The sequence below is a fragment of the Acetobacteroides hydrogenigenes genome (assembly GCF_004340205.1).
GTDB classification, from domain to species: domain Bacteria; phylum Bacteroidota; class Bacteroidia; order Bacteroidales; family ZOR0009; genus Acetobacteroides; species Acetobacteroides hydrogenigenes.
The window spans coordinates 129,522-150,274 of sequence record NZ_SLWB01000002.1; the positions used below are offsets into that span (position 1 = coordinate 129,522).

General features: G+C 38.4%; 18 protein-coding genes. 16 read left to right on the top strand and 2 right to left on the bottom strand.

All coding sequences use genetic code 11. The annotated features are described in order from the left end of the window. Positions 1 to 50 precede the first annotated feature (50 nt). A complete protein-coding gene (locus tag CLV25_RS03310) occupies positions 51 to 467 on the top strand; it encodes an OsmC family protein (protein ID WP_131838219.1) in 417 nt (138 codons plus the stop codon). Between the two features lie 84 nt (positions 468 to 551). On the opposite strand, the gene CLV25_RS03315 is transcribed toward CLV25_RS03310, so the two are convergent. After that, the gene (locus CLV25_RS03315) at positions 552 to 1,571 is read right to left on the bottom strand and encodes a phenylalanine--tRNA ligase subunit alpha (RefSeq protein ID WP_131838220.1); all 1,020 of its coding nucleotides are present in this window, start codon (positions 1,569 to 1,571) and stop codon (positions 552 to 554) included. Positions 1,572 to 1,575: 4 nt separating this feature from the next. After that, the gene (locus tag CLV25_RS03320) at positions 1,576 to 2,376 is read right to left on the bottom strand and encodes a peptidylprolyl isomerase (RefSeq protein WP_131838221.1); all 801 of its coding nucleotides are present in this window, start codon (positions 2,374 to 2,376) and stop codon (positions 1,576 to 1,578) included. A 58-nt stretch (positions 2,377 to 2,434) separates the two neighbouring features. Between CLV25_RS03320 and CLV25_RS03325 the strand changes: the two genes are divergently transcribed. The 15 genes from CLV25_RS03325 (at position 2,435) to CLV25_RS03395 (ending at position 20,587) form a co-directional block, all read left to right on the top strand. Continuing rightward, on the top strand, positions 2,435 to 4,726 hold the full coding sequence (locus tag CLV25_RS03325; RefSeq protein WP_165876971.1) for a patatin-like phospholipase family protein: 2,292 nt from the start codon (positions 2,435 to 2,437) through the stop codon (positions 4,724 to 4,726). 4 nt (positions 4,727 to 4,730) lie between these two features. Continuing rightward, positions 4,731 to 6,200, top strand: coding sequence for a lipopolysaccharide biosynthesis protein (locus CLV25_RS03330; protein ID WP_131838223.1), 1,470 nt, complete (start codon positions 4,731 to 4,733; stop codon positions 6,198 to 6,200). Further along, positions 6,185 to 6,619: a dUTP diphosphatase gene (gene dut, locus CLV25_RS03335; protein WP_131838224.1), complete on the top strand. Its 435-nt coding sequence runs from the start codon at positions 6,185 to 6,187 to the stop codon at positions 6,617 to 6,619. Before CLV25_RS03330 ends, dut begins: the two co-directional genes overlap by 16 nt. Positions 6,620 to 6,634: 15 nt before the next feature. Next, entirely contained in the window at positions 6,635 to 8,335 is a 1,701-nt protein-coding gene (locus tag CLV25_RS03340) for a tetratricopeptide repeat protein (RefSeq protein ID WP_207895579.1), read from the top strand. Continuing rightward, a complete protein-coding gene (locus CLV25_RS03345; protein ID WP_131838226.1) occupies positions 8,335 to 9,627 on the top strand; it encodes a murein hydrolase activator EnvC family protein in 1,293 nt (430 codons plus the stop codon). The genes CLV25_RS03340 and CLV25_RS03345 overlap by 1 nt, the downstream gene beginning before the upstream one ends. Positions 9,628 to 9,667: 40 nt before the next feature. Beyond that, the gene (locus tag CLV25_RS03350; protein WP_131838227.1) at positions 9,668 to 10,060 is read left to right on the top strand and encodes an ATP-binding protein; all 393 of its coding nucleotides are present in this window, start codon (positions 9,668 to 9,670) and stop codon (positions 10,058 to 10,060) included. Between the two features lie 3 nt (positions 10,061 to 10,063). Further along, positions 10,064 to 10,492, top strand: coding sequence for an rRNA maturation RNase YbeY (gene ybeY, locus CLV25_RS03355; RefSeq protein ID WP_131838228.1), 429 nt, complete (start codon positions 10,064 to 10,066; stop codon positions 10,490 to 10,492). Between the two features lie 2 nt (positions 10,493 to 10,494). Further along, positions 10,495 to 12,366 (top strand): tRNA uridine-5-carboxymethylaminomethyl(34) synthesis enzyme MnmG, encoded by a 1,872-nt coding sequence (gene mnmG, locus CLV25_RS03360; RefSeq protein WP_131838229.1) that lies wholly within the window; start codon positions 10,495 to 10,497, stop codon positions 12,364 to 12,366. 75 nt (positions 12,367 to 12,441) lie between these two features. Beyond that, on the top strand, positions 12,442 to 14,088 hold the full coding sequence (gene ade / locus CLV25_RS03365; protein ID WP_131838230.1) for an adenine deaminase: 1,647 nt from the start codon (positions 12,442 to 12,444) through the stop codon (positions 14,086 to 14,088). Continuing rightward, positions 14,078 to 15,913, top strand: a complete 1,836-nt coding sequence (uvrC, locus tag CLV25_RS03370; RefSeq protein WP_131838231.1) for an excinuclease ABC subunit UvrC — start codon at positions 14,078 to 14,080, stop codon at positions 15,911 to 15,913. The genes ade and uvrC overlap by 11 nt, the downstream gene beginning before the upstream one ends. Positions 15,914 to 15,943: 30 nt before the next feature. Next, positions 15,944 to 17,224 (top strand): DUF4271 domain-containing protein, encoded by a 1,281-nt coding sequence (locus CLV25_RS03375; protein ID WP_131838232.1) that lies wholly within the window; start codon positions 15,944 to 15,946, stop codon positions 17,222 to 17,224. A gap of 37 nt (positions 17,225 to 17,261) precedes the next feature. Then, on the top strand, positions 17,262 to 18,014 hold the full coding sequence (locus CLV25_RS03380; RefSeq protein WP_131838233.1) for a uroporphyrinogen-III synthase: 753 nt from the start codon (positions 17,262 to 17,264) through the stop codon (positions 18,012 to 18,014). A gap of 240 nt (positions 18,015 to 18,254) precedes the next feature. Continuing rightward, a complete protein-coding gene (gene rnpA, locus CLV25_RS03385) occupies positions 18,255 to 18,692 on the top strand; it encodes a ribonuclease P protein component (RefSeq protein WP_131838234.1) in 438 nt (145 codons plus the stop codon). Then, positions 18,661 to 18,873, top strand: a complete 213-nt coding sequence (gene yidD, locus CLV25_RS03390) for a membrane protein insertion efficiency factor YidD (protein ID WP_131838235.1) — start codon at positions 18,661 to 18,663, stop codon at positions 18,871 to 18,873. Before rnpA ends, yidD begins: the two co-directional genes overlap by 32 nt. A 52-nt stretch (positions 18,874 to 18,925) precedes the next feature. Then, complete coding sequence (locus tag CLV25_RS03395) at positions 18,926 to 20,587, top strand: S41 family peptidase (RefSeq protein WP_207895580.1); 1,662 nt, start codon at positions 18,926 to 18,928, stop codon at positions 20,585 to 20,587. Positions 20,588 to 20,753: the final 166 nt, after the last annotated feature.

Sequence of the window (20,753 nt, forward strand, 5' to 3'; positions counted from 1 at the left end):
ACCTGTAAACATTAGCATAGTAACTTTGTAGTAAAAGAAAAAAGTAAGCTATGGAAGATAAAGTTACCCTTAAATGGCAGGAAGGTATGACCTTCGAAGGTATTGTAAGTGGTCATAAGATTACTATTGATGCCGATGAAAAAGTTGGAGGCAAAAACAGTGGTCCACGTCCTAAAGCATTAATGTTACTTGCTTTAGCTGGTTGTACTGCAATGGATGTTATATCTATTCTTAACAAGATGCGGATGCCTTACGATGATTTCAGCATTGATGTGTTTTCCAATAAGTCGGAAGAGCATCCTGTTGTATATACCGACTTTAAAATACTCTATAAGTTTAAGGGTAAAAATCTTGATTTGGAGAAGATTAAGAAAGCTATAGATCTATCTCAAGAGCGCTATTGTGGAGTATCAGCAATGTATAAAAATATTGGACCTGTAACCTTTGAAATTGTTACAGAAGAGTGATTAAAGGGAGAAGTGAATAGTGAAAAGAATTAAATAAGAAAAGGCTTACAATTTGTAAGCCTTTTCTTATTTAATATCAATTGCTTATAAAGCCGACTTAAACTGTTTTAGGAATCGAACATCGTTTTCGAAGTAAAGACGAAGATCCCTAATTTCGTACTTAAGCATGGCAATGCGCTCCAATCCCATTCCAAAGGCATATCCGCTGTACTTTTTGCTATCGATACCGCATGCTTCCAAAACGTTAGGATCTACCATACCGCAGCCCATAATCTCGAGCCAGCCGGTGTGCTTGCACACGTTGCAGCCTTTTCCACCGCAAATGGTACACGATACATCCATTTCAGCCGATGGCTCGGTGAATGGGAAATAGGATGGGCGTAGGCGAATCTTTACGTTTTCTCCAAAGAGTTCCTTTGCGAAGTAGAGCAGCGTCTGCTTTAGGTCGGCAAACGATACGTTTTCGTCGATGTACAATCCCTCAATTTGATGGAAGATGCAGTGTGCTCGAGCCGAAATTGCTTCGTTGCGGAATACTCTACCAGGGCAAACCACTCTGATTGGTGGTTTTTGCGTTTGCATTGTTCTTACCTGAATGGAGCTGGTGTGCGTACGTAGCAGAATATCAGGATTCTTTTCGATAAAGAAGGTATCCTGCATATCGCGAGCTGGGTGCTCGGGTGGAAAGTTGAGCGCACCAAATACGTGCCAATCATCCTCAATTTCGGGTCCCTCAGCAACAGAGAAGCCTAGTTTCTTGAAAATTGAAATCATTTCGTTCTTAACCAACGAAATAGGGTGGCGTGTACCAATTTCATTCTGGGTTCCAGGACGGGTAATATCTACCTTTTCGCCTTCCTCATCCTTGTTTTCAAGAACCTCCTTAATTGAGCTGATCTTATCTTGTACTGCGTCCTTAAGAACGTTGATCTTTTGCCCTATCTCCTTTTTTTGTTCAACAGGAACATTCTTAAATTCAGCAAATAGCTGGGTAATGGATCCTTTTTTACCAAGTAGCTTAATTCTGAATTCCTCTACCTGCTGTAGATTATCTGCCTTAAAGGCTTCAACTTCGTTTAATAGTTGCTGAATTGTCTCGAGCATGATGCTATCTGATTACTTTAACGTTCAAAATAAAGATATCCTTTAGCGGACGGTCTTTAGGGTTAGTTGGTGTGGCGGCAATTTTATCTACTACCTCCATACCTTCAATTACTTCGCCAAAGATAGTGTATGAACCATCTAAATGAGGCGATCCTCCAATATTTTTGTAAACTTCTCGCCTTTCTTCAGAAATTTTAAATGGGGGAGTGCTGTTAACCTCGGCTTCAACCTTTAGGTTAATCATATTCTTAAATTCCTCTGGGCTAAGATTATTATTTTCAGATTTGGCTTTTTCTGCTTCAAATATTCTTTGGATGGTATTGAGTCTAAGTCTGTCGTTAACTTTTTTTTCTACAGCATTGAGCTCCGTATCCGTAAATTTTTTTCCTTGAACGATGTAAAATTGTGATCCAGAAGATTTACGTTCTGGATTTTCCTTATCTCCTTCTCGGGCAGCAGCTAAAACACCTCTTTTATGGAAGTGTGTGGCTACAATTTCGGCAGGAATATCGTATCCTGGACCTCCTTCGCCATAGGTAGAATCGGGCTTAGGATTTCGCGAATCGGGATCTCCACTTTGGATCATAAAATTTTTGATGACCCTATGGAATATTATTCCTTTAAAATATTTTGACTTCGAAAGTTTTATGAAGTTATCTCGATGAAGAGGGGTGTCGTTGTAAAGCTTCAGCTTAATGGTGCCTTCGCTCGTTTTAAGTATTACGATTGGCTCTTTTTTAGCTATGGCACTTGCACTTACAGCTACAAATAATGTAGTTAAAAAAGCTAATTTTTTTAGTTTCATGCGCTGGAAAAACTTTAAAGATTAATTTTAGCACAATATGCAAAGATATTGGCAAAGAATGAAGAGAGGACTCATTGTATTACTTCTTCTTTTTAGTTTTAATTTTTCTTTCTCGCAAAAGGTTGGACTTGTCCTTAGTGGAGGCGGTGCAAAAGGTCTTTCGCACATTGGTGTAATAAAAGCCTTAGAGGAGAACAACATTCCTATTGACTATATTTCGGGTACATCGATGGGTGCGCTCATAGGGAGTATGTACGCAATAGGTATGTCTCCCGATGAGATGGTTAGAATGGTTACCTCGCCTGAATTTTTACTTTGGTCAACTGGGCAAATCGAAGATGACTATCTGTATCTCTTTAAGAAGTTAGATCCTGGTGCTGCCATGTTTTCCTTCAAGTTTAGTTTGAAAGATTCGCTGAGTATTCCAAAGTTGCCTACCAATTTGATTCCTGCTCACCAGATGGATTTGGCTTTACTTGAGTATTTGGCTGCTCCTAGTGCTCTTGCGAAAAATAACTTCGATAGTCTTTTTGTGCCTTTCCGTTGTGTTGCTTCCGATATCTATAATAACAAGCAGTATGTGGCTAGGGGAGGGTACCTAGGTTCAGCAGTTCGTGCCTCAATGACATTTCCTTTCTACTTTAAGGCAATAAGCATTGATTCTACGCTTCTTTTTGATGGGGGAATTTATAATAACTTTCCTTGGGATGTAATGCAGGAAGATTTTAATCCCGATTACATTATAGGATCGAAGTGTACAAGTAACCCAACTAAGCCAGATGAAGAAAACTTGCTAAACCAGATCGAAAGTATGGTAATGGGACGTACAAACTATACAATTCCTGATAATAAAGGTCTTGTAATTGAGAATACCTTTACCAATGTTCGTCTTTTAGATTTGGGTAAGGCCAGAGATATAATTGATCAAGGATATAGATCTACCATTGCCAAAATAGATTCGATAAAACAGCACATTTCTAGAAGAACAAGTAAGGATGAAATTGCAGCCCGACGCTTAATTTATAAGAGTAAGCTTCCAGAATTAGTTTTCGATAAGGTACGATTTAAGGGGATAAATAGTAAGCAGGAAGAATATGTTAAAGGGCTTTTCCTATCAAAAAGGAATGTAAACTTTACCTTCAAAAAGTTTAAGAAGGAGTATTTTAAGCTACTTAGCGATAATACTATAACCTCAATTTTTCCTACAACTTCGTTTGACGATAGCACAAAAATGTTCGATTTATCGCTTAACCTAAAAGCAAATAACGATTTGGATGTTGACTTTGGTGGTAATATTTCGTCAAGTTCAATGAATCAGGGCTATTTGGGCTTAACCTACAAGTATTTTTCAAAAAACTATACAAGAATATTCGGTAACATCTATTTTGGAAGGTTGTACAGTTCTCTTCATTTTGGTTTTAGGCAAGATTACTCTTATCGTAAACCGTTTTTTTATGATTTGGCTTTTACATTGCAACGATTCGATTTTTTCAACAGTAATCCCGATCCATTTTTTGAAGATTTACGACCTAGTTTCTTGAAACAGTACGAGTTTTACGGGCGGTTAAATTATGGTTTTCCTATTAGTTCATCTTCTGTATTGAAGTTTGGCTATAATATTGGAAATAATATAGATAAATACTATCAAATAAAGAATTTTTTGAAAAGTGACGAACCCGATAGGACTAGCTTTAACTTTCATAAGTTCTCTGTTTCGTTTGATAAGAATACCTTAAATCAGGTAATGTTTCCATATAAGGGACGGAAGCAATACTTAAGTTTTTCTTATGTTATTGGTAACGAAGAAAATACTCCAGGAAATACTGGACCAACTCTTTCAAAAAGTGCTCACAATCATACTTGGTTGGCTTTTAGAATGTACAATCAAAGCTACCATAAGCTGAGTGATAATATATGGACAGGTTTTTTAGTTGATGGAGTATATACTACAAAGAAGGCTTTTAGTAACTATACTGCAACGCTGTTGAGTGCTCCTTATTTTGCACCGTTTCCTCAAAGTAAAACGCTGTTTTTACCCAATTATCGCTCAGAATCATATGTTGCAGTGGGTTTTATGCCTAATATTTTGTTTACAAAGAACATTTATTTGAGGTGCGAAGCTTATGCATTTATGCCATTTTATGAGATTATTAAAACAGACGAGTATTACGTAAAGTACGGAAATCTATTTAATAACAGATATTATATAGGCTCATTATCAATGGTATACAATACAATTGTAGGACCTCTTAGTCTTTCGGTTAATTACTACGATAAGGAGAATACAAAATTGTATTTCGTTGCTAACTTTGGCTTTGTTTTATTTAATCGTCGTTCGTTAGAATATTAGCACCGTGGGAAACTTAAAGAAGCTAGCAGGTCATACCCTTATATATGGCTTAAGTAGCCTTTTGGCTCGATTCATTAACTACTTAATGAATCCTATATATACGAATTACTTTAAAGATCCTAGTGAATATGCTATATACAGCGAATTTTACATTTATATACCGATCTTACTAACAGTTCTAACCTTTGGATTGGAAACGGGGTATTTTCGTTTTTCTAGTAAGTATAAAGATGTTAAGGATAAGGTTTACTCTACAACTTTCACTTTTTTGTTAGTAACATCTACATTATTTGTTCTATATACAACATTTGGATACGATGGAATAATAAGTGGGCTCGATTTATCGCCCAATAAGTGGTATGTTATATTAACGGGTTGGATTGTATTTTTTGATGTGCTCTGTGCTATTCCGTTTGTACGACTGAGAAATGAAAATAGATCTGCAACATTTGTAGTATTAAAGACGGTAAATATTCTCATTAATGTACTTTTCAATTTGCTGTTGCTTTTTGTTGTGCCAAAGCTATTTCCATCTCTTCCACCTATGGGAATTCTGGTTATATTTATAGCAAACCTGGTTGCATCTGTTACTACTTTATTCTTGGTTTTACGTTTAGCTGGTTTACCAAGTATCCGTATATCAAAACCGTTGATGAAGGAATTGGCCATATATTCAGTACCCTTGGTTATATCAGGTTTGGCAGGACAAGTAAACGATTTGTTGGATCGTTACAGTATAAAATATCTGTTGCCTGAATCTGCTAAACCAATGTTTCAGTTGGGTATTTACACGTCGAATTTAAAGCTGGCAATAGTACTTACCTTGTTTACGCAAATGTTTAGGTATGCTGCCGAACCATTTTTCTTTAATAATGTAAGGAAGGAAGATTCTGCAAAAACGTATGCCGATGTTTTTAAGTATTTTTCGGTATTTGGAATGATAATATTCTTATTAGTAACGCTTTATATTGATATATTTCAGTATTTAGAAGGTGCTAATTATCGTGAAGGACTATTTATTGTTCCAGTATTGCTGCTTTCTTACTATTTTGTAGGATTGCTATATAATCTTCAAATAATATTTAAGTTGCACGATAAAACGAGGCGTACCGTTGATGTCACCTTAGCCGGATTGATACTACTTGTAGTCTTTAATATTTTTATGGTTCCACATTTTGGTTATCAGGCAGCTGCATGGGGCCGATTGCTATCGTTTGTATTTATGTGCGTTGTAAGCTACTGGTTTGGTAAGAAAATTGTTAGTATTCCTTACGACTTTAAGAATATAGGGTTTTACTTCGTTTTTGGATTGGGTCTTTTCTTTTTAAGTAAGGCAATTCGTCCAGAAAACCTATATTTACGTATGGCTGTGAATACGCTATTATTTGGATCATACGTTTTAGTATTCCTTTACAAGGAAAAAATTAATCCAGTTACCATTGCAAAATCGCTTTTAAAATGGAAGTCAAAGTAGTTAATAAGAGTAGTTTCGATTTACCAGAATATGCAACAGTCCATTCAGCTGGATTGGATTTACGTGCTAATACCACTGATAATCTAGTTTTAGCTCCATTGGATAGGGTTATTATTCCTACAGGGTTGTTTATAGAAATTCCTGTAGGATTTGAAGCTCAAATTCGTCCGCGAAGTGGTATGGCAATTAAGCACGGTATTACAGTTATTAATTCACCTGGTACCATCGATGCCGATTATAGAGGAGAGATTAAAGTAGGGTTAGTTAATATTTCGAACGAAGCGTATACTATAAAGCCTGGCGAACGTATAGCTCAAATGGTTTTTTCAAAGCACGAAACGGTTAGTTGGCTGGAAGTAGAGCTGCTTTCTGAAACTGATAGGGGAGAGGGTGGCTTTGGACATACAGGAAAAAAGTAATTGAAATAGAATATGATGAAAAAGCAGATTCTTTTTATTGTTGCTGTTAGCTTTTGTATTACGAGTTGCTCATCGTCCTATAATTCGATGAAATCGCTTAGTAAGAATGCTAAGCTTATGTCGGATATGAACTATTACGAGGGAGTTAAACAGTACTATGGAGGATCTGCTGATAATGCAATTCGATTTCTGAACAAGGCGGTTAGCTTAAATAAGGAGAACGATGCTGCTTACTTCATTTTGTCTCAAATATATCAGGGAAAGAATAAGAGGGTTGAAGCTTTAAAAAATGCTGAATTGGCCTACACTTATTCTCCGGACAATAAGGATTACGGTTTAAACTATGCTCAAAGCTTACAGCGATTGAATAGGCTTGACTCTGCGTTAACTGTATATAATCAGTTTATTACAAAGGATTCTTCAAATACGGATTTGCTTCTTAATATGTCGCTTATTTACGGTGTAAAGGGTGATATGGTTCGAAGTATAAAGCTCTATGATGAATTTTCTACCAAGTACGGTAGCAATGAAACCATACTTGAGAATAAGCAAAAGTTGTATCTGCAGCTTAATCAGCTTGACTCTGCTATTAGTGTTGGAACTAAGCTAGTGGAGTTGTTTCCAGAGAATCCTCGCCACCTTACTATTTTGGCAGATATTTATGCTAACAAAGGAAACGATTCTTTGGCGATAGACTATAATCTTAAGGCGCTTGAACTTGTACCTACTTACCCTTTGGCGCAAATCGGTTTATCCGATGCGTATCGAAGAGAGGCTCGTTATACTGACTATTTCCGAACTCTGAACCGTATTTTTGGAAATGACGAAATAAAGAATAGTGATAAGGTAGCCTATTTTAATCAGTTCCTAGAGAATAAGCAATTCTATCAAGTTTTTTATCCAAATATAGATACGCTGATAAATAGCTTCATAGCTACCTATCCAAAAGATACTTCTATCTATCCCATTTATGCCGATCATTTGGCTAAGATGGGAAAGCTTACAGATCTAAATTCTTTTTTAAAAACCAAGTTGGATTCTGGATCGAGGGATTCTTCCTTGTTCTTTAAGTTTATTGAGCTGAATCTGTATACCAAACGATATGATACAACCAGCTTTTATGCTTCAAAAGCGATTGCTTACTATCCAAAATTGGTGAAGTTGTATCTATATAAGTCGTATGCTCTATTTCAAAGAAAGGATTTCGATTCTACTATACTGGTACTAAAGACTGCTTTACCTTACGTGAATTCGGATTCGGTTAAAGTAGATATACTTTCGATGATAGGCGATTCGTACCATTCGCTTAAAAATGATAAGCAAGCTTTTGCCTACTACGATGAGGCATTATCTATTAATCCTAATAACATACAGGTACTAAATAATTATAGCTACTACCTTTCTCTAATCGACAAGGATTTGAAAAAGGCACTTAAAATGATTAATGTAGTGCTTAAAAAGGAGCCTAACAATTCGACATATTTGGATACTAAGGCATGGCTACTTTACAAGTTAGGAAAGTATGAAGAGGCAAAAACGGTGATGCGTCAGGCATTAATATATGGAGGAAACGAAAGTGATACAATATTAGAACACTATGGGGATATCCTTTTAAAGTTGAACGAAGTAGAGACGGCAAAATTGTACTGGCAGATGTCATACGATAGGGGAAACCGTTCTGATGAAATAGTAAAGAAACTCAATATAAAACAGTAATGTACCGCTTACTACTTATACTTTTATTTTCATTTACCGCTCAAGTTGTATTTTCTCAATCGCTTAAAGATTTGCAGGAACAAAAGCGTGTTGCTGATGCCGAGATAAATAGGATTAATGAGCAGCTTAGCGCAACAAAACTCGAAAAGAATTCGACGCTTAGGCAAGTTGCCCTTATAAATTCTAAAATACAGAAGCGCAAAAAGGTATTAGAGAATATTGATAAGCAGGTTTATATTGTAAAGAGGACAATTCAAGTAAAGTCTGATACTGTATATCGTTTACGAAAGGATATTGATACTTTAAAAGTTGCCTATGCGAATACGCTAAAGCATGCTTACAAAATGCGTAATACTAATTCTGTTATTGCGCTAGTTTTTGCCTCTTCTGATTTGCATCAGGCAATTAGAAGAATGAAGTATCTTAGATCGTATAGCGATTTTAGAATTCAGCAAGCAAAATCTATTGAGGTTAAGCAGGAAGCGCTTAACGTTGAAATTGCCGATTTGAGTAGTAAGAAAAAGAATTTGGAAGTATTATTGGCTGAGAAGAATAGGGAAATAAGAAAACTCGATCAGGATGAGAAAACCTATGAAAAAATGGCTGCTCAGCTTAAAAGTAAGGAAAAGGACTTAACAAGAGAAATACAGGTAAGGAAGAATTTGAGTGATAGATTGTCACGAGAAATTAGTAGGCTTATTGCAGAGGAAGCACGTAAAGCTGCCGAGGCTGCACGTAAAGCAGCAGCACGTAGAGCAGCAGAAGCAGCGCGACGTGCAAAAAAGAATGGAAGTACAAAAAGTAGTAGCACTACTTCAAGTGCATCCGAAAGTAGTGAACCAGTTCTTCCATTCACTCCTGAAGACCGTATGATTGCTGGAAAGTTTGAAGCAAATAGAGGGCGACTTCCTTGGCCTGTAAGGCAGGGCTCTATTGTAGAAAGTTTCGGTGTGCATCAGCATCCTATACTGAAGGGTGTTAAAACAGAAAACAAGGGTGTTGATATTTCCTCCAATGCTGGTTGTGATGTTTATGCCGTTTACGATGGTGAAGTAAGTAAAATATTTCCTCTTCCAGGTGCAAATATATCCGTACTTGTTAGGCATGGTTACTATATAACGGTTTACTCCAATCTTTCGCGTGTTAATGTTGTACAAGGACAACAGATAAAGGCAAAGCAAGTTTTGGGTGTTCTTGCAAATAGCGATACTGGTGGAGAAAAACCTACGCTTAAATTTCAGGTTTGGAAGGAAACAACACCACAAAATCCTGTATTATGGTTAACACGGTAAACAGGATAAACCTTTTTTTGTTATTAGCGTATAATGACAAATGAAAATTTACAAATTCGAATCGGATCCGATTATTTTGAATGACATCGAAGAGATCGTGGTTCATTTTATTAAAGAGAATGATATACCCAAAGCTCTTCGTTATAAAATAATAGTATCATCTTTAGAAGCAATTACAAACTCAATATATCATGGGAATTGCTGCAACGTGCAAAAGAAGGTTCAATTTGGACTTGAAAGACGAAGTGATAGAGTTGTAGTTATTGTAGAAGATGAAGGTGATGGTTTTGATTATGCAAAACTTCCAGATCCTACAACTCCGGATAATATCGAAAATCCCGATGGAAGAGGAGTGTTTCTGATGATGAAACTATCGGACTATATTGAGTTTAATAAGAAAGGAAACAGAGTTCAACTTTATTTTAATATATAAGTTTTGGCAATTAATTTTTTTGCAGAGGGAGTAAGCTTTAAGCCAAAGCAAACCCTAAAGATAAAGGCATGGATAAAAGATGTTGCAGCAGAGGAAGGGTACCAGGTTGGTACCCTAAATTATGTATTCTGCAACGATGAGTATATTCTTGAAACAAATCGACAATATTTGCAGCACGATTACTACACTGATATTATTACGTTTGATTACACCGAAAAGAATAAAATTTCCGGTGATCTGGTTATAAGTATTGATACAGTAAAATCTAATGCAGAAATGCTAGGTGTTGAAGAAAATCAAGAGTTATGTAGGGTAATAGTTCATGGAGTGCTTCATCTTTGTGGCTATAAGGATAAGACGATTGATGAAGAGAAAGTAATGCGCGAAAGGGAGAACTACTATCTTTTAAAGTTTAACGTATCGATTATTTAAGTATGGTGTTTAACTACGACGTGGTTGTGGTTGGGGCAGGACATGCAGGTTGTGAAGCCGCCGCAGCTGCTGCAAATTTGGGTGCTCAAACCCTTTTAATTACAATGGACATGACAAAAATGGGACAAATGTCATGTAATCCTGCAATGGGGGGTATTGCAAAAGGGCAAATTGTTAGAGAAATTGATGCTCTTGGCGGGTATTCAGGGATTGTTACTGATAGTAGTAGCATTCAGTTTAGAATGCTTAATAGGAGTAAAGGTCCTGCAATGTGGAGTCCAAGGGCACAGTGTGATCGTTCGCTTTTTTCGTTAAAGTGGCGTGAAATGCTCGAGAATACTCCAAATCTTTTCTTTTGGCAGGATTCTGTTGTAAATCTTTTGATAGAGGATAGCACTGTAAAGGGAGTTCATACAGCATTAGGAGTTGATTTTACGGCTAAAAGTGTTGTTCTAACAACAGGAACTTTTATGAATGGATTGATGCACGTTGGACGTGCTCAACTTGCTGGAGGACGTTCTGGTGATATGGCATCATATGGAATAACAGAACAGCTGCGGCAGTTAGGACTGGAGGTAGGTAGAATGAAAACAGGAACTCCTGCTCGTATTGATGGAAGAACAATAGACTATTCAAAGGTAGTGGCACAAGAAGGCGATGCTAATCCTGAAAAATTTTCATTTCTTGATACCGTAAAACCATTAGAAAGGCAACTGCCATGCTATATTACTTATACTAATACTGATGTTCATGAAACGTTACGAGCCAAATTTGATGAATCTCCTTTGTTTAATGGTACGATTAAATCGATAGGACCTCGTTACTGTCCGAGTATTGAAGATAAAGTACGCACCTTTGCGGATAAAGATCAGCATCAACTTTTTTTAGAGCCTGAAGGGTGGGATACTAACGAATACTATATAAATGGATTTTCATCTTCGTTACCATTAGATGTTCAAGTATCTGCATTAACTAAAATACCAGGTTTGGAAAATGCTAGAATATTTAGACCTGGTTACGCTATCGAATACGACTACTTTCAACCTACTCAACTTTACCACTCATTAGAAACAAAACTCATTAGAAATTTATTTTTTGCTGGACAAATTAATGGTACAACAGGATACGAAGAAGCCGCTGGTCAGGGTTTAATCGCAGGAATTAATGCAGCTCGATCGGTTCAAAAGCAAGAATGTTTTATACTTTCTCGTGAATCTTCGTATATAGGTGTACTTATAGATGATTTGGTAACTAAAGGCGTTGATGAACCATACCGAATGTTTACTTCTAGAGCTGAGTATAGGATTCTTCTGCGTCAGGATAATGCTGACGAACGACTTACCCCTATAGGTATCGAAATTGGTTTAGTCAAAAAGGATAGAGAAGAATTGTTTAAATACAAACAAGATTCTGTTGAAAAACTGGTAAGATTGATAAATAAAACAAGTGTAACTCAAGATCAGATTAACGATTTACTAGTTAGTAAAAACACTCCTCCGATTAATCAAACACGAAAACTTGTTGATATTCTCTTAAGACCTCAAATAGTAATAAAAGATCTGCTTATACTCGAATCAATAAAAAACTTTTATAATACATTACCCTGTATACAAAAAGAGATACTACAACAGGCTGATATAAAAGTTAAGTATAGCGGATATATTGACAGAGAACGAATAATTGCTAATAAATTATCAAGATTGGAAGATATTCGAATATCTGATTGTTTTGATTTTAACAAACTACAATCTTTATCCACTGAAGCACGACAAAAATTAAGCAAAATAAAACCTAAGACTATTGGTCAAGCGTCACGAATACCAGGCGTATCACCTTCTGATATTAATGTTTTACTAGTTTTTTTAGGTAGATAAAGTTCCACGTGGAACAGATTTTTGAATTTCAATATTTAAGTTCCACGTGGAACTTAAATATAAATTTAGGAATAAATGGAGAAGATAAGAGGAAATATAGTTAATCTCAAGGAAGAAAAGATATTTTTCGGAGATGTTATAATTAGTGGTGGTCTTGTTTTTGATTTAGTTTTTATATCTGAAGAGGAAAAAGGAGAAAGATATATATTACCAGGTTTTGTTGATTCTCATATTCATATTGAGAGTTCTATGCTGGTTCCTTCTGAGTTTGCAAAGGTTGCTGTGCGTACAGGGGTAGTTGCAACTGTAAGTGATCCTCATGAAATTGCAAATGTTCTTGGAGTAGATGGAGTGGAATATATGCGATTGAATGGAGTATTGTCTGGGTTTAAGTTTTTCTTTGGGGTGCCTTCGTGTGTTCCTGCTGTTTTATTTGATAGGTCTGGTGCTGTTCTTGATTCTCGAATTGTTAGTGAAATGCTTGAGTCAGGAAACTATTTTTATCTTTCGGAAATGATGAATTTCCCAGGAGTTGTAGGAGGGGATCTGGATGTTAAAGCAAAGATTGATGCTGCTCTAAGATGTGGTGTAAAAGTAGATGGTCATGCACCGGGTTTGGTTGGCGGAGATTTAAAGGCGTATGTTGGTGCTGGTATTACAACTGATCATGAGTGTATGTCGCTTCAAGAGGCAGAAGAAAAGATTAGATTGGGAATGAAGATACAAATCAGAGAAGGAAGTGCTGCAAAGAATTTTGATTCTTTGATTGACATTGTGAAAGTGTATCCCGATATGGTGATGCTTTGTTCTGACGATTGTCATCCTGATGATTTATTGAATGGATATTTTGTTGGATTGTTGAAGCGAGCGTTAAGTAAGGGTGTAAACTTGTTTGATGCTCTTCGTATTTCCGGATATAATGCGGTGAAGCATTATAATCTTCCTGTTGGGCTTCTTCAAAAGGGTGATTCGGCTGATTTTATTGTGGTTGATAATTTGTCGGATTTTAATGTAAAAAAGACTGTTGTTGACGGAAGCGTTCTTTTTGAAAATGGGGTTGTTTGTACTAATAGTGTTGAAGTTGAAGTTGTGAATAATTTTGTGGAAAATATTATTAGCGTTGATGATGTGAAAGTGTTATCTCCTTGTGAAGATAGTGTGTTAGTTAGAGTGATTGGTGTTTTAGAAGGTGAACTTTATACTCATTCCGAAGTTTGTAGGTTGGCTGTTCAAAATGGGGAAGTTTTTTCACAAAAGGATTCAGATATTCTTAAAATAGTTGCTTTAAATAGATATCAAAAGGCAAAACCTAGTGTTGGATTTATTCGAGGTTTTGGTTTGAAAAAAGGCGCTATTTGTAGTAGCGTTTCGCACGATTCTCATAATATAGTTGCTATTGGGGTAGATGACGAAAGTATTGTTAAGGTGATTAATGCCGTTGTTGCTTCAAAGGGTGGTTTGGCTTACGCTGATGAGGATGTCGTTAAAGTTTTGGAGTTGCCTGTGGCTGGTATTATGGCTGCAGCTCCAGCTGAAAAAGTGGCCGATGAATATCGTTGCTTACTTGAAATTACCAAAAAGAGTGGTTCTATTGTGAAGGCTCCTTTTATGACTATGGCTTTTATGTCGCTAATTGTAATACCTGAGTTGAAAATTTCTGATCAAGGTTTATTCGATGTTTTAGAGTTTAAACCTACATCTCTTTTTGTAAATGAGCGATAGAAGTGTTGGCGAATACCTAAAAAAAATAGTAGAAATCCTTCCCAACCAACCTGGAGTTTACCAGTATTTGGATGAGGAAGGAACTGTTATCTATGTAGGTAAAGCGAAGAATTTAAAAAAGCGTGTTTCCTCATATTTCACCTCTAAGAGGTACGAGAGTAAGAAACTTATGGTGTTGGTTCGAAAAATACGGGATATAAAACACATTGTAGTACCAACAGAATCGGATGCGCTTCTTCTCGAAAATAACCTTATAAAAAAGTTACAACCCCGATATAACATTAACTTAAAGGATGATAAGACTTACCCTTGGATCGCCATAAAAAATGAGCCGTTTCCAAGGGTTTTTTCTACTCGGAGGTATATAAAAGATGGTACGCGGTATTTCGGACCTTATACTTCGGTGACACTCTTAAGAACATTGCTCGATTTAATAAAGCAGATTTATCCTCTTCGAACATGCAACTTAAATCTTGATGAGAGTAGCATATCTAAGGGAAAGTATAAGGCTTGCCTTGAATATCATATTGGAAATTGTAAAGCACCTTGTTTAAATTATTATTTATTAGATGAATATAATAATTTAATTAGAGAAATAGTAGAAATACTTCGTGGAAATCTAGGAGATTTGCTCTCTATGCTGAAGGAAAAAATGGAAGTTGCCGCTGCGGAGTATCGTTTTGAAGAGGCGCACGCCATCAAACAAAAAATTGAATTGATGGAGACCTATCAGAGTAAATCGGTAATCGTTAGTACGAGCATCACCAACCTCGATGTTTTTTCGGTAGTGATGGATTCGGGAAGCGCTTATGCCAACTTTATGAGGGTAAAAAACGGGATGGTTATTCAGTCGCACAATTTTGAAATAAAGCTTCAAATCGAGGAGGAGAAAGAGAACATCCTTTCGTTTGTAATTGCAGAGATTCACGAGCGACTGGGATTTGTTTCGCGTGAAGTGGTAGTACCATTCTTCCCCGACCAGGAATTTCCAAATTCAACTTACACGATTCCACAACGTGGCGATAAACTCAAACTTCTGGAACTATCTGAAAAGAATGCAAAGATGTTTAGGTTGGAGAAGTTGAAGCAGCTTGAAAAAGTAGACCCCGAAAGGCATACGGAGCGAATTCTTACCACTCTCAAAAAGGATTTACAACTTGATGAACTTCCTGTTCATATCGAATGCTTCGACAACTCCAATATTCAAGGAAGCAATCCGGTGGCTGCTTGCGTGGTATTTAGAGATGCCAAACCATCGAAAAAGGATTACCGTCACTTTAACGTAAAAACGGTTGTTGGTCCTGATGATTTTGCTTCGATGCGAGAGATTATCTATCGGCGTTATCGTAGAATGTTAGATGAGGGTGAAAAGTTACCAAATTTGATTGTTATTGATGGGGGAAAGGGGCAGCTGTCGGCCGCTGTCGAATCTCTAAAAAAGCTCGATTTAATTCACAAAATTCCGATAGTTGGGTTGGCCAAAAGAATGGAAGAGATTTACTTTCCAAACGACCCTATTCCGCTCTATCTCGATAAAAATTCGGAAAGCCTAAAGGTTCTGATGCATATACGCGATGAAGCACACCGTTTCGGTATCACTTTTCACCGAAATAAGCGCTCGAGCAGTTTTATTAAATCGGAAATAAAATTGATACCCGGTATTGGAGAAAGGAGTGCAATGGAACTTTACGGAAAGTTTAAAACGGTAGCCAAAATGCGCGAAGCCTCGCAGGAGGAAATAGCCCAAGTTGTTGGTGCACATCGGGCAAAAATAATCTTCGAATACTTCAATTCAGGGAGCAACGATGGCAGTCAAAACTATTAGCGCTATATTTGCCGCTGTAAAATACTTGGAATGATGTCTGGTGATACGCTGAATGTAAAGAAGGAGGCTCCAAAGGTGGAACAGCAAGAACTAACCGCACAAACGGTGAAACTTGCTCCCGTAAAGTCGTATACGGCTAGCTACTACCCAACACTTTTGGCTACAGATATTGATAAGGGTACTTATAGCCATCATATGGCTCAGGAAGCGCTTGAGAGCATACTGCCTTCGAGTATTATGCAAAAGGCTACCGCTCCAAGCGAAGAGGAAGTTGCAAATTTTAGGTTTTACGAGCATAGTGGGGTGTCAGTATCTTTAAATCAGCTTCAGGTTAATACAGAGGCTAAAAACAACATTAACGACAGCACCAGAGTACTGCCTTCTAATTCCATCTCGGATAGCCTAACTGTAACCGTAAAGGACTCCTTGGCTTTAAGGCCCGCAATAGATTCGCTTCCATCTGTAAATATTCCCGAACAAACGTTTTACTTTTCGGATATAGACTCTTCGATGCTAGCGAGATTTGATATTCCGGAGCTGATTTCTCGAGATTCTTATATTTTACTGGAAAGTCATCCCGAGTTGGTTTTTGGTAAGTATAGCAAACCTGTTCAACTAGTGCAGGCTTCGAAGGTGGGCATCGCAAAAGAGCGTGATACGCAAAACCTTGGTTTTATAAGCTTCTGTATGTTGACGCTTGGCCTAATACTTTTTATGGTAAGCCTTAAGTTTCAGTACAAGAATGTTGAATTGGTTGCAAAAGGCTTTTACAGCTTTCGTGAGGCTCGAAAGGTTTACCAAAGCCGTTCGCTCAACTTTAAGCGTTTTTCTATTCTTTCAACGGTTTTTTACCTGCTTACGTTTACCGTTTTTTTGGTGCTTTTAATACAGAAATATGCTGGCAATACTGTTAAGGAATTAGGAATACTACCTACCTATCTTCTTGCTTTTGGTCTTCTTTTTGGGCTATATATGCTACGAAACTGGACTTGGAAAATGTTGGGTAACGTGAGCAGAAACAAGGAGTTATTTGGTGAAGTTAGCTTTAACCATATGGTTTTTTATGCTATTTTCTCGCTTTCAATTTTTCCCTTACAAATTGTAGCTTCTTACACTATTAAGTCTGTATCTTTGTTTTTTATTCAATTATCTATTTATTTTATTACCATAATTTTACTGCTATTTATCATTAGAACATTAAGACTATTTCTAAGCCACAGAGTTTCATTTTTCTTTTGGTTTTTATACTTTTGCACTCTCGAAATACTGCCCGTATTGCTAGCGCTTTATTTTGCTGGGATAGTTGGTTAAGTATTGGTAATTAAATAATTAATAAAAAATTACAGCCTTGAAAGTCAAGAGAGTACTTATTTCGCAACCTGATCCAGGTTCCGAAAAGTCACCATACCAAGACACTGCAGAAAAGTATGGGCTCAAGATCGATTTTCGTCCTTTTATTCAAGTAGAGGGCGTAAATGCAAAGGAGTTCAGACAGCAAAAAATTGATATTCTTGCTCATACGGCTGTTATTTTTACTGCGCGGACAGCTATTGACCATTTTTTCCGTATCTGCGAAGAACTCCGAATCACGGTTCCTGAAACAATGAAGTACTTCTGCATTTCAGAATCGATAGCGCTGTACCTTCAGAAGTACATCGTTTACCGCAAGCGCAAGATCTTCTTCGGTAATGGAAAATTTGAGGATTTGATGGATTCAATTGTAAAGCATAAGGACGAAAAGTTCCTTCTTCCGCTTTCGGATATCCACAAACCAGAAATTCCTAAGGCGCTGGATAAGTCTAAGATTACCTACTCTAAATCGATCCTCTTTAAAACCGTAAGTAGCGATCTTTCGGATTTAAGCTTAGATAAGTACGATTTGGTAATTTTCTACAGCCCTGCAGGTATTACCTCGTTGAAGGAAAACTTCCCAGCCTTTGAGCAAGGGGAGAAGAAAATAGGTGCTTTTGGGCCAGCAACCTCTAAAGCAGTTAAGGACGCTGGCTTATCTTTAGATATTGAAGCGCCAACACCCGAAGCTCCTTCGATGGCAAAAGCGCTAGAGCTATTCGTCAAGAAGAACCACAAGGATAACAAGTAAAGCCAACGGGCTTAACCGCATAGTCGCCTTAAATCTTTTTCGCTTTGAAATTGTTTAAGGCGATTTTTTATTGGGTAAACTTTACCTTACGACCCTGTAAAGTTTGCTTGCCGCAGCATGCTGCTGTATTGAAATAAGCTGTAGCTTTATGGCGATTAGCTTATCGTTAAATTTTTATATAGGATGATTAGCTCATTTGGCACCTTTAGGGTATGGTAAGAAACTTGCTAATTGATATTTTTGAAAGTAACAGAACAGCCAATGAAGGAGAATAGGTTTTATAAAACCGAACGGCTATGCAGCAAAAAGGATTTTGAGCAGCTTTTTACCGACTCGAACTCTTTTTTTGTGTATCCCTTTAAGGTTGTTTACCGTACGGTAGATTACTCCGACAAGGAGTACTTGAAAGTTGGGATGAGCGTTTCCAAGCGCAACTTTAAACGGGCGGTTAAGCGCAACTACATTAAGCGGCGAATTCGCGAAGGTTTTAGGTTGAACAAGCAGCCGCTAAAGCTGTTGCTAGAAGAGCGTAGGGTTGGGCTCCAGCTTATGCTTGTATACGTTTCGAAGGAACTGCAAGAGTATGGCGTTATTGAACCAAAAATTAGGATAATTCTTGAAAAGCTTGCTAAAATACTTTCGAAGGATGCTGGTATGGCTACTCCTTCTGCCGATTAGGTTTTATCAAGTGGCTATTTCACCGCTAAAGCCTCCATCGTGCCGTTTTACGCCTACCTGTTCGGCTTATGCCGTAGAGGCGCTTAAAAAGCATGGTCCCATAAAGGGACTTTGGTTGGCCATTTGGCGTGTGCTTCGCTGCAACCCTTGGGGAGGAAGCGGATACGACCCGGTACCCTAATCGAACTAAACCGTAACACCTTTTTTCGACTATGAATAGGATAAAACTTTTGATGAAGAACGCAAAACGTTACGCCGCTTTTGCCTTTATAGGGGTGGCTTTGTTTGCCATGTTCTCGTTTACCAGCCCTGATAAAACCAGCCCAAACTACAACTTTGCCAAAAGCTTGGAGATCTTCTTCAACGTTCTACGTGAGATCAACGTGTTCTACGTTGATCAGGTGAAATCGGAAGATATGGTAAAGACGGCCATTAACGAGATGCTCTCGACGCTCGATCCCTACACAACCTACATTCCCGACGAGGATATGGAAGACTTTGAGTTTATGACTACCGGACAGTACGGTGGGATGGGGGCGCTTATACGCAAGTCGGGAAACTACATCGAAATATCGGAACCCTACGAGTCGTTCCCTGCTGCTAATGCAGGATTGGTTGCCGGCGATTTGCTTGTAGGCATAGACGGAAAGTCGATCGAGAAGCTGGATGTGTCGAAGGTAAGCGCCATGCTTAAGGGTAAACCCGGCTCTAAGATGCAGCTACGCGTTGTTAAGCTTCGCTCGAAGGATACCATAAACGTAACCATTACCCGACAGGTTATCCGCATCCCAGCGGTTCCCTTCTACGGTATGGTTAAGGATAAGGTGGGCTACATCCGCTTTACCAACTTTACGACCGATTGCAGCAAAGAGGTAAAAGATGCGCTGGTTAACCTAAAGAAGCAGGGGGCAACTTCTATCGTTCTCGACTTAAGGGGGAACCCTGGTGGATTGCTCACCGAGGCGGTAAAGGTGGTTAACCTCTTTGTTCCACGTGGACAGCTGGTGGTGAGCACTAAGGGAAAAATCAAGGAATTCGATGCAACCTACAAGACCGAAACAGAGCCTGTCGATACCAAAATTCCGCTGGTTGTGATGGTTAATAGTGGCTCGGCCTCGGCCTCGGAAATTGTGTCGGGTGCCCTGCAGGATTTGGATAGAGCCGTGGTGGTTGGCAACCGTACCTTTGGTAAGGGGCTGGTGCAAACAACGCGTCCGGTTGGCTACAACTCGCAGGTAAAGATTACCACTGCCAAGTACTACATTCCTTCAGGTAGATGTATTCAAGCGCTTGACTACACGCATCGTAATGCCGATGGCAGCGTAGGCAATGTTCCCGATTCGTTGATTACCGCATTCAAAACGAAAAACGGAAGGGTGGTTTACGATGGTGGCGGTATTACTCCCGATGTGAAGGTCGATCTTGAACAGATCAGCAAGATTAGTATAAGCCTTATTGGTCGTGGTTTGATTTCGGACTACATCAATGAGTACTACGTCAAGCATACCGAGGTGCCCGATATCCGCAGCTTTAAGCTCGCCGATGCCGATTACGACGAATTTGTGAAATTCCTCGAGAATAAAGAGTACGACTATACAACCCAAACCGATGTGCTGCTAAAGCAGCTCGAGGAGGCCGCCAAGAGGGATAAGTACTACGCCCATGCCGAAAAGGAGCTGGAGGTGCTTAAGAAGCAGCTTTCGCACGACAAGAAGAAGGACTTGGTGCTCTTTAAGGAGGAGATAAAGTCGTACCTCGAAGATGAGCTCATTGGCAGGTATCACTACCAAAGAGGAAAGATTGAGCGATCGCTGATTACCGACCCTCAGGTGCAGCAGGCCCTTAAGCTGGCCGAAGACTCCAAGAAGGCGGAAGCGCTGCTTGCCAAGAAGTAGAAGGATAGCTTTTAAAATACCGTAAAGCCCGTTGAGCAATGCCCGGCGGGCTTTTTTATGCAGCAAGTTCTTCTGCTTATTTTCTAGGCGGCAGCTCCGTCGAGCGTTGGATGCTTGAGGTTGCTCCGTTGGGTCATCAAGTGGCAATCTCTTTGTTAGGGCAATG